This window comes from Bacillus sp. EB106-02-03-XG38 (assembly GCF_058792175.1).
Genome location: NZ_JBYTED010000004.1, coordinates 287843 through 302056, shown reverse-complemented (window position 1 = coordinate 302056; position 14214 = coordinate 287843). Strand labels below are relative to the sequence as shown.

The 14214-nt window shown below is 38.1% G+C and carries 12 protein-coding genes; 7 read left to right on the top strand and 5 right to left on the bottom strand.

Annotated features, from left to right (window positions below):
- Positions 1 to 8 precede the first annotated feature (8 nt).
- Positions 9 to 311 (bottom strand): PTS sugar transporter subunit IIB, encoded by a 303-nt coding sequence (locus AC3WTI_RS20190; RefSeq protein ID WP_001023539.1) that lies wholly within the window; start codon positions 309 to 311, stop codon positions 9 to 11.
- Between the two features lie 223 nt (positions 312 to 534).
- Between AC3WTI_RS20190 and AC3WTI_RS20185 the strand changes: the two genes are divergently transcribed.
- The 3 genes from AC3WTI_RS20185 to AC3WTI_RS20175 all read left to right on the top strand — a co-directional run bounded on the left by AC3WTI_RS20185 (position 535) and on the right by AC3WTI_RS20175 (position 3481).
- Complete coding sequence (locus AC3WTI_RS20185; RefSeq protein ID WP_000649373.1) at positions 535 to 1752, top strand: dicarboxylate/amino acid:cation symporter; 1218 nt, start codon at positions 535 to 537, stop codon at positions 1750 to 1752.
- 148 nt (positions 1753 to 1900) lie between these two features.
- Positions 1901 to 3058, top strand: a complete 1158-nt coding sequence (locus AC3WTI_RS20180) for an acyltransferase (RefSeq protein WP_253621674.1) — start codon at positions 1901 to 1903, stop codon at positions 3056 to 3058.
- A 42-nt stretch (positions 3059 to 3100) separates the two neighbouring features.
- Entirely contained in the window at positions 3101 to 3481 is a 381-nt protein-coding gene (locus AC3WTI_RS20175; protein ID WP_253621675.1) for a VOC family protein, read from the top strand.
- 39 nt (positions 3482 to 3520) lie between these two features.
- Here AC3WTI_RS20175 and AC3WTI_RS20170 read toward each other — a convergent pair whose 3' ends face one another.
- Positions 3521 to 5521 carry a YhgE/Pip family protein gene (locus tag AC3WTI_RS20170; protein WP_253621676.1) on the bottom strand — a complete coding sequence of 667 codons (2001 nt, stop codon included), beginning with the start codon at positions 5519 to 5521 and terminating at the stop codon, positions 3521 to 3523.
- A gap of 135 nt (positions 5522 to 5656) precedes the next feature.
- Here AC3WTI_RS20170 and AC3WTI_RS20165 point away from each other — a divergent pair, with 135 nt between their 5' ends.
- Positions 5657 to 6541, top strand: a complete 885-nt coding sequence (locus tag AC3WTI_RS20165; protein ID WP_253621677.1) for a LysR family transcriptional regulator — start codon at positions 5657 to 5659, stop codon at positions 6539 to 6541.
- A gap of 67 nt (positions 6542 to 6608) precedes the next feature.
- Here the strand turns inward: AC3WTI_RS20165 and AC3WTI_RS20160 are convergent, their stop codons facing one another.
- Both AC3WTI_RS20160 and AC3WTI_RS20155 read right to left on the bottom strand, forming a co-directional pair.
- A complete protein-coding gene (locus AC3WTI_RS20160) occupies positions 6609 to 7694 on the bottom strand; it encodes a transcriptional regulator (protein WP_142286719.1) in 1086 nt (361 codons plus the stop codon).
- A gap of 88 nt (positions 7695 to 7782) precedes the next feature.
- The gene (locus AC3WTI_RS20155) at positions 7783 to 7932 is read right to left on the bottom strand and encodes a hypothetical protein (RefSeq protein WP_000283173.1); all 150 of its coding nucleotides are present in this window, start codon (positions 7930 to 7932) and stop codon (positions 7783 to 7785) included.
- A gap of 255 nt (positions 7933 to 8187) precedes the next feature.
- Between AC3WTI_RS20155 and cydA the strand changes: the two genes are divergently transcribed.
- From cydA to AC3WTI_RS20140, 3 genes are all read left to right on the top strand, one after another.
- The gene (gene cydA, locus AC3WTI_RS20150; protein WP_087959257.1) at positions 8188 to 9543 is read left to right on the top strand and encodes a cytochrome ubiquinol oxidase subunit I; all 1356 of its coding nucleotides are present in this window, start codon (positions 8188 to 8190) and stop codon (positions 9541 to 9543) included.
- Positions 9536 to 10561, top strand: coding sequence for a cytochrome d ubiquinol oxidase subunit II (locus AC3WTI_RS20145; RefSeq protein WP_087959256.1), 1026 nt, complete (start codon positions 9536 to 9538; stop codon positions 10559 to 10561). Before cydA ends, AC3WTI_RS20145 begins: the two co-directional genes overlap by 8 nt.
- A 352-nt stretch (positions 10562 to 10913) precedes the next feature.
- Positions 10914 to 12272, top strand: a complete 1359-nt coding sequence (locus AC3WTI_RS20140) for an arsenic transporter (RefSeq protein WP_087959254.1) — start codon at positions 10914 to 10916, stop codon at positions 12270 to 12272.
- 101 nt (positions 12273 to 12373) lie between these two features.
- Here the strand turns inward: AC3WTI_RS20140 and thiC are convergent, their stop codons facing one another.
- Positions 12374 to 14134 (bottom strand): phosphomethylpyrimidine synthase ThiC, encoded by a 1761-nt coding sequence (gene thiC, locus AC3WTI_RS20135; protein ID WP_087959252.1) that lies wholly within the window; start codon positions 14132 to 14134, stop codon positions 12374 to 12376.
- Between the last annotated feature and the right edge of the window lie 80 nt (positions 14135 to 14214).

Here is a 14214-nt window from a genome sequence, read left to right as displayed (position 1 = left end):
CACTCTCCTCATGGTTTCATTGACAAAGCTGCTTGCAAGATAGCTTCTCCATTACAAAGTCCGTAATGGACGGATTGAATGACATCAACAGGTACTCCCTTCTCCTTACATAACTCTTTCATTTTCGGTAATAAATAACGTACTTGCGGTCCAAGTAAAAGTACATCAGCTTCATCTATATGACTATTTACTTCAGAACCTGATACTGCCCAAATCTTTACCTCTATCCCTCTTGCCTCTGCTGCTTTCTCCATTTTCGTAACAATTAAACTGGAAGACATTCCCGCTGCACAGCAAAGTAAAATATTCATTCCATTTCCCTCCCCCTTTTTCCAAACCTAAGTTACGGCGTATCCTTTGCCACCACTAGGTTACAAATATATATGTCTAGATTTCCTGCTGTATGCCGAGCTTAAAAACAAAAATTTCTCGGTTTTCACGCTATTCCATCTATCCGTATTTTCCTAGTAAAGAGGGCTCTAACTCGCTATAATAATTCAGTATGATTTTTTTAATTGATAGGAGGATATATTTATGAAGGCATATCGCTTTCCACTTATTTTATTATCTTCTATCCTAATTGGTGGTTTCATTGGTTATTTCATGGGTGCCGATGCTGTTGCTTTAAAGCCGCTTGGTGACATTTTCTTAAACTTAATGTTTACGATTGTTGTACCGTTAGTGTTCTTTAGCATCGCTTCATCTATTGCTAATATGGATGGATTAAAACGTTTTGGTAAAATTATGTCTAGTATGGCTGGAACTTTCTTATTTACAAGTATTTTAGCTGCTATTTTTATGATTATTGTCGTGAAAGTATTCCCGCCAGCACAAGGTGTTGTATTAGAACTAACGCAGCCTGATAAAGCTGAAAAAGCAGTTAGTGTTGCAGATCAAATTGTTGGTATTCTAACAGTATCTGATTTCTCGAAGTTACTATCTCGTGAAAATATGTTAGCTCTTATTTTCTTCTCTATTTTAATGGGGGTTGCAACTTCAGCAGTTGGTGAAAAAGGTAAACCATTCGCTACATTCTTACAAGCTGGTGCAGAAATTTCAATGAAAGTTGTATCTTTCATCATGTACTACGCTCCAATCGGACTTGCTGCTTACTTCGCAGCATTAGTTGGTGAATTCGGACCACAGCTTCTTGGAACTTACTTCCGAGCAGCAATGGTATACTATCCAGCTTCTCTCATTTACTTCTTTGTATTCTTCACGTTCTATGCATACCTTGCAGGTCGCAAACAAGGTGTACAAGTATTTTGGAAGAACATGGTCTCTCCTACAGTTACATCTCTTGCAACTTGTAGTAGTGCTGCTAGTATTCCAGCGAACTTGGAAGCAACGAAGAAAATGGGTATCTCGTCTGACGTTCGTGAAACAGTTGTCCTTCTTGGATCTACACTTCATAAAGACGGCTCTGTTTTAGGTGGCGTATTAAAAATTGCTTTCTTATTCGGTATTTTCAACATGGAATTCGAAGGACCAAAAACATTAGCAATCGCACTTGTTGTTTCTCTATTAGTAGGAACAGTAATGGGTGCTATTCCAGGCGGCGGTATGATTGGTGAGATGTTAATCGTTTCTCTATACGGCTTCCCGCCAGAAGCATTACCAATTATCGCAGCAATCAGTACAATCATTGATCCTCCTGCAACGATGTTAAACGTAACAGCTGATAACGCTTGTGCCGTAATGACAGCTCGCCTTGTAGAAGGTAAGAACTGGATCAAAAACAAATTTGCTTAATAAATAGAAAGAGGATGCTCCAACCGAGCATCCTCTTTTTTTGTTGTTAATCCATTCCGCCACAAATTTGTTATAATCTTCACAAATATTCCACACCTATCATCCATTCTCCGTACTATAATCATGTATGGAAAAGGAGATGGACATAATGACACAAAGCGCACCAGAATTTAAAGTTTTGCAAAGCATTGCATTCCTTGCTGTCGTTTTGCAAAGTTCCTTATTATATACAATGCATCAAGGAAATGTCTTACTTGAGCAATCCCTCATTATGGGCATGCTATTTAACCTTGCAAAATTCTCAGCACCTGCATTCATATTTATCGTCGGCTTTCACTTAATTCGGCAATATACGAAGCAACTAGCCTACACAGAATATATTTATGAAAAAGCCGCACATTTACTCATTCCTTATTTCTTCTGGTCTATTCTTTACTTATTAACAACAAACGATATGATTACACTACAAAGTGGTATCAAAAGTTTATTACTCGGAACAGCTGCACCCCATCTTTGGTACGTGATTATGATGTTCCAAATTCACTTATTGTTCCCTTTACTATGCACACTTTTTTATTGGTTTCAAAAACGAACAGAAAATAAAAAAGACATATATAAATATATGACCATCTTTGCTTCTCTATATTTCCTCTTAATGTGGTATTCTTCTCACTACATTTTTAATGGAGAGAAATTGACTAGCTCAACCATTTTACATTATACAGACCGTTCCTTTTTCTTCTACTCATTCTATTTCGTCATGGGGGGAATCGCTGCTGTCGCACTAAAAACATGGCGTACATTTGTCATGAAACATATACCACTTATTACAATATTATTTTTCATCTTATTTTTATTCATCAATTATGAGTTATTTAGTTTTTACGGAGCAAACTCTATTCATTTAACCGTTTCAACCTATTTAAAACCGTCTATGTTTTTATATATCGTATGCGAAATTATTATACTTTACGTGCTGTCTATTACAATCGTACAGCGACGCGGTTTCTTATATAAAGCTTTACGCTTTATCGGTAATTACACGTACGGTGCTTATTTAGCTCACTTTTTCTTCTTGCAACTATGTACAAAATTTCTTTCTTTATTCACACTGCAAGAAAACACCATATTATACAGCCTATTATTATTTACAATAACGGCCACAATCTCAATTTCAGCAATGGTCATTTGTAGGACACTACCATTTCATACGTGGATTACGGGTCCTTCTCCGAGGGCAAATATGAAATGGGCGAAGATTGTACTTCGAAAAAATCACGAAAAAGTATTCAAACCATATCTTTGATATAATAGAATTCCATACAAGAAAAGAAAGTAGGACACACCTATGATTAATCAAATTGGACAAATTATGTTATATGTAAATAACCAAGACGAAACAGTACAATTTTGGACAAAAAAAGTAGGGTTCCAAATCATCGCGGAAGAAAATAACGGAAAAGGATTTCGCTGGATTGAAATCGCTCCAACAAAAGATGCAGGCACAAGTATCGTCCTTCACGATAAAGCCTTAATTGCGAAGATGCAACCTGAATTAAACTTACATACACCTTCACTTATGTTCTTCTCTAATAACTTAGATCAACTATATAAAGATCTTTCTGAGAAAAACGTTACAGTTGGACAAGTTGTCGATTTACCTACTGGCAGAGCATTTAACTTTGCTGATAATGAAAACAATTACTTTGCGGTAATGGAACGCAAATAAAAAAAAAGCTATCCAAAAAAACGGATAGCTTCTTTCATTTTAAGAAACTTGTTCTGCGTTCGTTTCCCTATGTTGTATATGACTCGTGATCCAAGCAATTCCGCCGGCAACAACGAGATAGCATAATAATATTAAAATTTGCATTTGTAATTGCGACCAATCTCCTAAAGAAATCACATCTTGTAGCCCTCTAAGAGAATGAGACATTGGGAGAAATTGTCCAATCTTGCTAAGAATAGCTATATTTAATTCTCCTGGGAAAGTCCCCCCACTCGTCGCTAATTGCAAGACAAGAAGCGTTACTGCTAAGAACTTTCCAACGAGACCAAATACCGTTACTAACATGAGAATAAATGTCATGAATGTAAAGGAAATAACGATACTTGATAAAACAAAGAGTGGCACACTTGCAACTTCTAATTTCATAACTCCTAATACAACTACATCTACAAGTAATGCTTGAATCAGTCCAATTACATATACCAATCCTAGTTTATTAATAAAATGTACGGTTCCACTTACCTTCATATTTTGTCTGCGGCCAAGAGGTAAAATATTCGATGCCATAATTCCGCCAACATAAAATGCAAGTGATAAGAAGTATGGTGCAATACCTGAACCGTAATTCGGCACATCAGAAACTGTCGACTTCACTAATTGAACCGGCTCTGAGAACATCGTATTGCGTGCATCATCATTGCGAACATCCGCTATCTTCTCTGCACCCTCTCCCAATTTCGTAGAAAGTTCTTTTGCGCCATCTTCAAGTTTAACTAGTCCGTTCGTTAACTGATCAGCACCATGATTTAGCTCTGTTCCGCCACTCGCAAGCTGATTTACACCTTCTTGTAATGATGTAAATCCACTTCCCCACTTCGTAAATCCATTAGCTAAATTCGCTGCACCATCTGCAATCTTTTTCGTTCCATTAGTAGCCTCATTTAACTTAACTCCAAATGTATTCATGCCCTCTTCAACCTTATGCTGACCATCCGCAATCTTCTGCACACCTTGTGTCAATTGTTGTTGGCTATTATTTAAAGTGTTTGTTGCTTTAGCTAATCCGTTAGAAGTAGCAATGATCTTTTGAAAAGCAGGATCTTGCTGCATTTCCGGATGACTTTTCACGTACTCTTCTAATTGTTGTTTTATACTATTTGCTGCATTGTCCGCTTTCACTTGCCCTTCAGCAAGTTTCTCATTTCCGTTCACCCATTCATTTGTACCAGCACTTAATTCACTAATCCCTGATTGTAAAGTTTTTTCACCTTGCGTCAATAACTCCATCCCACTATGAAGTGATGTCGCTCCTTGGCTCAGCTCATTTGCTCCGCCAGTTAAGGCTGATTTGCTAGCGGCAAGTTTTTCACTTCCGTCTTTCACTTTTGATGTCCCTTCATTTAAACGATGAATACCATCTGCAAGCTGATTTGCCCCATTTTTTGCAGATGTCGTTCCTTCATGTAACTTCTCAGCACCACTACTTGCATCGCTCAATCCTTGTGCTAAGTCTTGAAACTTTGAAAAGACACCTTCTGTATAAGATTTCGTAATACCATTTGAAATTTTTATTTTCATATTTTCAACAGCTGTCGTTCCAATTTGCGCTGCTACAAAGTTTTTACCTGGATTCACTTTGTACTGCAGCTGCGCTGGTTCTGGTTTCTCATCCATAAGTGTACTTACCTTTTTAGAGAAATCCTCTGGAATTGTAACAACCATATAATACTTATCTTCTTTTAATCCTTCATCAGCATGTTTTTCTGATACGAAATGAAAAGCTAGTTCCTTATTCTCTTTTAAATTTTCTACAAAATCGTTTCCTGCATGAATTGTTTTTTCATCCATTGCAGCACCTTTATCTAAATTCACAATCGCAACAGGTAATTTATCTAATTTCCCATATGGATCCCAATATCCAGCTAAAAAGAATCCTGAATAAATTAAAGGAACGATTAATAAAAAAATTAAAGCGATACGTCCATGTTTATGGTGCCACATCGCTTTCCAATCTTTAAATATAAGTTGAATTCCCTTCATGAAACATACTCCTTCTCCTAATTTCACAACATTACAATGGTTTAACAGATTTACTATACACGCCACTTTCCATACTGTATAATACATCTTTAATTATTAATTCATTCCTTTTGGTCTATAGAAAGGAGAGTCAAAATGGAACTTCTGCAACTAAAATACTTTCAGACAGTCGCACGATTAGAACATATGACAAAAGCGGCTGAGGAATTGCATATCGCACAACCTTCGCTCAGCAAAACAATTGCTAGATTAGAAAAAGACTTAGGCGTCCCGCTATTTGATCGCCAAGGTCGACAGATTACATTAAACTCTTTTGGGAAAGTATTTTTAAAACGAGTAGAGCGCATTTTTCATGAATTAAGTGAAGGGGAACGAGAAATTAAAGATTTAGCTGAATTACAACAAAGCTCTATTACACTGGCAGTTTCTATTCCGAGAATATTACCAGAACTACTCGGTTCTTTTTTACTAGAACATCCTAACGTTCGATTCCAACAGTTTCTCGCATCTACTCCTTCTATGAAACGACAACTAGATAATATAGAAATTGACTTTTGCATTTCTTCTGTGCCAATTGAAGGCGAGGAAATTATGTGGGAACCACTTATTACAGAAGAAATTTTCTTAGTCGTCCCTTCAGGTCATCGTTTATCAGGACGCGACAGTATCCATCTGCATGAAGTAAAAGACGAACCGTTTATTAGTATGAACACTGGTTACGGATTTCGGCACTTAACAGATGAATTTTGCAAGAAAGCTGGCTTCACTCCGCATATCGCTTTTGAAGTAGATGAACCAACCGTAATTAGCGACCTTATTAAGCAAGGTCTCGGCATCGCTTTCGTCCCAAGTTTAACTTTATTAAAAAACTCTGCTTTAGCATTAAATAAGTTACGTATTATTGAACCGAATTGCGAGCGAACTATCGGCTTAAGTTGGTCGAAAAAACGCTATTTATCGAAAACTGCTCAGCAATTCCGCAAATTCGTGATTGACTACTTCTCTAATATTAGGACGTAAAATTATATCGGCTTATCATCAAATAACGACAAAAATAGAAGGTGCCACCCGAAAAGGATGGCACCTTCTATTTCTTACTCTTCTCCAATTCCATTTCCGCTAAAAGTGGCAATACGTTATCAAAAATATGCGTATTATTATTTTCGCCTGTTACGTACCCACCGTAATATCTACTAAATACATTATCATTTCGGAATGTGACCATATGATCATATAATTCCTTTGCAAACTTTGTATCACCTGTTTGTAGTACGTACATAATCGTTAGTCCGTAAGCGGCTGGCGATTCATAGTTTACAGTTTGTTTTCCCGTTTCTAAATTGTAACGACCGTATAGCTTTCCATCCTCCTGGAATTTCTTCTTTATAAATTCCAAATAAGCATCTGATGAAAGACCACCTAAACTCCTGTGATAGGCAACGTATGATTGGTCGATTATATTCACTTCTTTGTCGTACGTAAATGTACCATCTTCTTTATACTCTTTCGGGAATGCCCAGCCATGTCTCGGATAATCCGCTAAAAATTGAACGACTTCCTGATATTGCTGATCAGAAACTTTGCCGTACTTCTTCATATAAGAGAATGCGTGCGGATTTAAGTATGATGTCGTTGCAAAATTATTTTGTTTTCCTGCATCTGCATCATAATAATCAACATAATAATTATCTTTCTTATTATAACGCATTACAGCATCACTCAATTGATCTGCCAAGTTTTTATAACGCTCTTCCTTATACATTTCATAAGCACGATATAATTGCTCTATCATACGAAGATCATCTATAAGTGCATTGGTAGCCGACTGCATGTCTCCCTTTTCAGAGATTTTCCATACAACGATTTGATCCTTATGTACAAAGTTATTTTGAATAACCTTAACTTGTTCATCGAATAACGCTTGATCGTCTTTATCGAGTGTATATTGTAGCCATAATCCTGCTGATTCTGATAAAGCTTCACGGCCTTTCGCTTCACCCGCACCTGCCTTCGTATCCCCTAAACGATATGTAGCAAGCGTCCCATTTTCATTCACCATATGCCTCAAAATAAAATGTTCTGTACGGTTTCCTTGTATAGCTGACCAAAATACAATTCCACCTAAAGCGATTAAGAGAATAACTCCAATCCCTATATATAAACGTTTCCGCAATCTATTCACCTCCCTAATAAGGCTAGCCTTAATTTTACCAGAACATACGTAAAATTAAAAAAGACAATCCATTAGATTGTCTCCCTCCTTATCCTTCACAAGCCTCTTTAGAAGGTCTATATAGCGATGCCACAAGTCGATCATATTCACGACGCGTAATCTCTTTATTATACAGCTTCAATAATAAATCTCTATGCTCTTTTGAAAATGCCATCTTTTTAATGACTTCAGGATACATAAAACATCCTCTCCATTTCACATAAACTTCTTCACCCCGGAAAACAGAACTTATGTTCGCATAAAAGATTATAAAATATTCCTTACTAAAAAACAAACAAAATATTATTAAAAATTAACTTCTTTCTTTTCAGAATATTCAAACATTATATTACCATATCCACTTTTTAAATACATATATATTTTTGGTAGTTTTTTTGAATAAATCTTCCAATTCAATCAGAAAATAATGGCAAAAAAGAAGAGGAGTTTACATATGGATACGGTAACATTAGCAAGAGCGTTTTTCGGTTCTTCATTAGCATTCCACATTATCTTTGCAACACTTGGCGTGGGACTTTCATTGATGATTTTTATAAGTGAAATACTCTATCACTGGAAGAAAGATTCCGACTACGCTATTATGGCGAAAAGATGGACGAAAGCATTTGCTATCCTTCTCGGTGTAGCCATCCCCACTGGAACAATCGTTGGTGTCCAAATCTCACTTCTTTGGCCTGGTTTTGCCAAAATTGTTGGGCAGGTTATCTCTGTTCCCTTTCAAATTGAGATTTTCGCCTTCTTTTTAGAGGCTTTGTTCATGTCCATTTATGTATATGCTGCTGACAAACTACCTCCATTCATGAGATTAATCTCGCTATTCTTCGTCATGATTGGTGCCACTGCATCTGCCGTGCTTATTACATCAGCAAATACATGGATGAATACACCCGCAGGCTTTTCAATGGGGCCAGATGGATCCGTTTTTAACGTTGATCCGTGGAAGGCTTTCTTTAATCCGAGTTTTGGCACAAGTGCATTCCACGTTGTGATTACAGCCTATGCAACTGGAGCTGCTGTCATTGCCTCTATCGCTGGATTTAAATTATTAAAGAAAAATTTAAGTAAACGTGAAGTGGCGTATCATAAAAAAGGACTACTGTTAGGACTCGTCGTGACATTTATTACAGGTGCTACGATGTGGCTTTCGGGACACGAATCGGCAATTGCTTTACATAAGCATTCTCCTGAAAAACTTGCATCTGCTGAAGCTTTATTTGAAACGACATCACATGCACCGTTATCAATTGGCGGCGTTGTGGATCCTAACACACTTGAACTAAACTATGCACTAGAAATTCCGAACATGCTTAGCCTACTAGTGGGACTAGACCCTAGCACCGTCGTAAAAGGACTAAATGAATTCCCACAAGAAACATGGCCACCATTTTACACACATACATTATTCAACTTAATGGTCGGCACCGCTGCCTTCACCTTTGCAGTTGCAGCAATTGCCCTCTTATATTGGTACTTTGTTTACCGAAAAAAAAGAACAGAATTACCGAAGTGGCTTCTTTGGGGAGCTGCCGCATGTGGACCAATTATGATGCTCGGTATTGAATTTGGATGGATTTTCAGCTGTAGTGGTCGTCAACCGTGGACTATTTATGGTATGCAACGTACAGTCGACGCTTCTACACGCGCTGACTTTGTCGGTCCTTTATTTATTCTATTCATCATTTTATATATTGGACTCGGTATTTTAACTGTTTTTGTACTGCGGACATTCTTTAAGAAACATCCGCTTACAAATGATTTACATCACGAAGGAGGCGATTCTCGTGCATGAGGAAAGTATTGCAATTATCATCTTGTGGGCTCTTATTTTCGTATACAGTATATTAGGGTCTATCGATTTTGGAGCAGGTTTTTGGGGCATGGTATACGCAAAACATCCAACGCTCGCTGCCAAGCTTGCCAACCGATACTTATCACCGACTTGGGAAGTAACAAATACATTTCTCGTCTTTGTCGTTGTCGCTTTTCTCGGTTTCTTTCCAAAAGCCGCTTTCACCCTTGCAACAGTGATGTTCGTACCAGTTATGTTAATTTTAATACTCATTGCAATTCGCAGTACATTCATGGTATTTGCTTACTCTGTGCCAAAATATCAGTACCTTCTTCGGGTTATTTCAGGTATTACCGGGCTCTTAATTCCAGCCTTATTAATTACCGTTTTACCTGTTACAGAGGGAGCTTATATTACAATGTCTGAAGGAAAAGAAGTATTACTGTATGGAAAACTTCTTTCTAGCCCGGTTATCTATTGCTATATGCTCTTCGGGCTAACTTCGGAACTATTTCTCTCTTCTCTCTTTCTTGCTGATTTTGCGAGAGAGCAAGGTTCAGAAGATTCGTATAGAGTTTATCGAAGAAACGCCATCATCCTTGGTCCTGCAACACTCGTTACGGCGATTATCGCCCTCGTTGTAATGGATCCAGAAACACACTGGCTTATGCAAGGACTCATAAAGCAATTCCCATGGTTTACAGTTTCTATCGTTTTATTCGTGATCGGATATTCATCTCTTTGGTGGACAAACAAGAAGTATGGCACACTAGGATACCCACGCATTGCTGTTTTAGCAGTTGTCGCTCAATATGCATTTGCCAGTTACGCTTACGGTGTCGCTCATTTACCGTATATTATTTATCCTGATGTAACTGTATTTACAAGCTTTACAACGGTCGAAACATTCTATGCATTACTTATTCTATACGCAATTGGGATTGCAATTTTATTACCAGGATTTATTTTCTTCTGGAATTTATTCTTGAAGGATCGAACTTTTTTGAAGGAAAAATAATATAGTCTTGGAGTCTGTTCCAAAAGATATTTTGGGATAGGCTCCTTTTGTCATGTTTTGTCGATAAGTCGATATATTTTAAAAATCGCTGATATATTTTGAGCTGCGCTAGTATATCTCCCATAATTGCCCATATATTTTTCATTTACTATCTTACCGTCCCACTAATTTATAGACTACTCTCACAATAGTTATTTCACCATTTGTGACACTTGTCCTTTCACTTGAAAAACACATATTCACTTTATTCCATCATACGTCTAGTTCTTCCTATTTTTTGCTGAATATACTATCAATACAAACTTGAGACAAGCTACATTGGTTCAAGGTAAAGTAGAAAGGTAGGTTAAATATGAGCATTGAAATATGGATTACTATTATTGTATTCTTCTTTACGATGATTGTTATCTTTTGGCGACCTCGTGGTTTAAATGAGGCATGGCCAGCAGCAATTGGCGCTGGCATTATCTTGATTACTGGACTTGTATCAAAACCAGACGTCATGGATATTATTAGTAAAATTGGCGGTGCCTCTATAACAATATTAGCGACCATCGTTATGGCAGTTATATTAGAAAGCTTCGGTTTCTTCCACTGGTCCGCGGCGAAACTTGCAAACTTAGCAAAAGGCTCTGGTCGCCGTTTATACTGGTATATTCAGTTATTATGTTTTCTTATGACTCTTTTATTTAATAACGACGGTAGTATTTTAATTACAACTCCAATTTTAATTCTTCTTCTAAAAAACCTTCAATTAAAACCGCATCAACAAATTCCTTATTTATTAAGCGGTGCCTTAATCGCTACTGCTTCTAGTGCACCAATTGGTGTAAGTAATATCGTAAACTTAATCGCATTAAATATTGTGAATATGACTCTTTATATGCACACAGCTATGATGTTTGTACCTGCAACATTAGGACTATTGTTTATGTCATGGCTTATGTATACAGTGTTAAAGAAAAAGCTACCAGAAAGATTACCTGTTTCTTCATATGATATCGAAGAAATTTTCTTCACGAAAAACTTCCATCCGTTAAAAGGAAAAAATTCAGTTGATACGAAACAAAAACGTACAAAATTCATGTTAAAAGTATTAGGCTTCGTCTTCCTTATGCGCTGCCTTCTATTCGTTGCATCCTTCTTATCAATTCCAATTGAAATTGTTGCTGTACTCGGTTCACTCGTTCTTCTCATCTGGAGATGGTACTACTTACGAACAAACCCAGTCGATATTTTGAAAAAGACACCTTGGCACATTTTAATTTTCGCTTTCTCTATGTATGTCATTATTTACGGGCTCCACAACGCAGGATTAACAGCAGCGCTTGTAAATTGGCTTGAGCCATTGGTAAGTCAACATCTACTCTATGCTAGCTTTGCAATGGGTGGACTCGTCTCCCTCCTCTCTAACGTCTTCAACAACCATCCTGCACTTATGATTGGGACAATCACATTAACCGAAATGGGACTAGACCCAGTCACATTAAAAACTATCTATCTCGCAAACATTATTGGTAGTGACATCGGTTCACTATTATTACCAATCGGTACGCTAGCTTCCCTCATTTGGATGTATATCCTGAAACAAAACAAAATTAAAATAAAGTGGAAAGACTATTTAAGTGTATCCCTTATCGTTATTCCTCTCACAACAGTCGTCACATTATTCCTCTTATACTACTGGGTACACCTCTTCTTCGCCTTATAAACGACAGAAGCCCGATTTGCTACCGTCTTAGCAAATCGGGCTTCTTCTATATTTAAGTTAGGTACTACAGTGTGATCAATCAAGTAAAGAGGTGTAACGTATTATTGGTATAAATGACTACCAGTGTCTTTAAATTCTTTCGCTTTCTCTTTCATTCCTTTTTCAATTGCTTCTGTCGTTTCTAAATCATTTTCTTTTGCGTATTCACGAATATCATGTGAAATTCTCATACTACAAAACTTCGGTCCACACATTGAGCAGAAATGAGCCGTTTTCGCGCCTTCTGCTGGCAATGTTTCATCGTGATATTCCATCGCACGTTCAGGATCTAAAGATAAATTAAATTGATCGCGCCAACGGAATTCAAAGCGAGCTTTTGAAAGTGCATCATCACGCTGATGAGCCGTTTTGTGCCCTTTCGCCAGATCAGCCGCATGTGCAGCGATTTTGTACGTAATAACACCCTCGCGAACATCATCTTTATTCGGCAAACCTAAATGTTCTTTCGGCGTTACATAACAAAGCATCGCCGTCCCAAACCAACCAATCATAGCAGCTCCAATTGCTGAGGTAATATGGTCATAACCTGGTGCAATATCTGTCGTTAACGGCCCAAGTGTATAGAATGGCGCCCCCTGACAAATATCAAGTTCTTTCTCCATATTCTCTTTAATCAAATGCATCGGTACATGCCCAGGTCCTTCAATCATCACTTGCACATCATGTTTCCAAGCAATCTTTGTTAATTCACCAAGTGTTTCAAGCTCAGAGAATTGTGCTTCATCATTTGCATCTGCAATCGAACCTGGACGTAGTCCATCTCCAAGAGAGAACGAAACATCGTACTGCTTCATAATTTCACAAATTTCTTCAAAATGAGTATACAGGAAGTTTTCTTTATGATGGAATAAACACCACTGTGCCATAATCGAACCACCGCGCGAAACGATACCTGTCGTACGCTTTGCAGTAATCGGAATGTAGCGAAGTAATACACCAGCGTGAATTGTAAAGTAATCAACGCCTTGCTCCGCTTGCTCAATTAACGTATCACGATACACTTCCCACGTTAAATCTTCTGCAATTCCATTTACTTTCTCCAGCGCTTGATAAATCGGTACAGTTCCGACTGGTACAGGCGCGTTACGAATAATCCACTCACGCGTCGTATGAATATTTTTACCTGTAGATAAATCCATAATCGTATCTGCACCCCAGCGCGTTGCCCACGTCATCTTTTCTACTTCTTCTGCGATAGAAGAAGATACAGCGGAGTTTCCAATATTTGCATTAACCTTCACGTGGAAATTACGTCCGATAATCATCGGCTCTGCTTCCGGATGGTTAATATTCGCTGGTAAAATAGCACGGCCTTCCGCGATTTCCTTGCGAACAAACTCAGGCTCTACTCCTTCGCGAATCGCAACATATTCCATCTCAGATGTAATGATGCCATTACGCGCATAATGCATTTGTGTAACGTTGGCCCCTTCCTTCGCTCTAAGCGGCTGGCGATCCATTTGCGGAAAAACAGGTGTATGTTTTGAAGCCACCTTCACACCGTCATCCTCTGGTTTCACTTCGCGCCCTTCGTATGCTTCTACATCCTCGCGCTCCATAATCCAAGAGTGGCGCGGCGTTGGGATCCCCTTTTCCAACTCCACCTTATACGCAGGATCTGTATAAGGACCGCTCGTATCATATACTCGAATTGGAGGATTCGGAACGCCGTTCGTTTCACTTTGTTCAATCTCACGCATCGGTACTTTCATACCAGCGCGTGGTCCATCCACATACACTTTCTTACTTCCTGGTAAACTCGATTTCAATTCAATTTGCTCAGCTGAAACAGATTGTTTCATAACCTTTGTTGCCCCCCTGCACGTGACAAGGACAAGATATGGCCAGCGTATGCCAAAATAAAAAGAGCCAGGTCCATAAA

What these genes read in the sequence shown, in the direction of transcription:
- AC3WTI_RS20175 (WP_253621675.1), top strand. Translation starts at nt 3,101, where the DNA reads ATGATTAATCAAATTGGACAAATTATGTTATATGTAAATAACCAAGAC.
- thiC (WP_087959252.1), bottom strand. Translation starts at nt 14,134, where the DNA reads ATGAAACAATCTGTTTCAGCTGAGCAAATTGAATTGAAATCGAGTTTA.
- AC3WTI_RS20140 (WP_087959254.1), top strand. Translation starts at nt 10,914, where the DNA reads ATGAGCATTGAAATATGGATTACTATTATTGTATTCTTCTTTACGATG.
- AC3WTI_RS20190 (WP_001023539.1), bottom strand. Translation starts at nt 311, where the DNA reads ATGAATATTTTACTTTGCTGTGCAGCGGGAATGTCTTCCAGTTTAATT.
- AC3WTI_RS20165 (WP_253621677.1), top strand. Translation starts at nt 5,657, where the DNA reads ATGGAACTTCTGCAACTAAAATACTTTCAGACAGTCGCACGATTAGAA.
- AC3WTI_RS20180 (WP_253621674.1), top strand. Translation starts at nt 1,901, where the DNA reads ATGACACAAAGCGCACCAGAATTTAAAGTTTTGCAAAGCATTGCATTC.
- AC3WTI_RS20170 (WP_253621676.1), bottom strand. Translation starts at nt 5,521, where the DNA reads ATGAAGGGAATTCAACTTATATTTAAAGATTGGAAAGCGATGTGGCAC.
- AC3WTI_RS20155 (WP_000283173.1), bottom strand. Translation starts at nt 7,932, where the DNA reads ATGTATCCTGAAGTCATTAAAAAGATGGCATTTTCAAAAGAGCATAGA.
- cydA (WP_087959257.1), top strand. Translation starts at nt 8,188, where the DNA reads ATGGATACGGTAACATTAGCAAGAGCGTTTTTCGGTTCTTCATTAGCA.
- AC3WTI_RS20185 (WP_000649373.1), top strand. Translation starts at nt 535, where the DNA reads ATGAAGGCATATCGCTTTCCACTTATTTTATTATCTTCTATCCTAATT.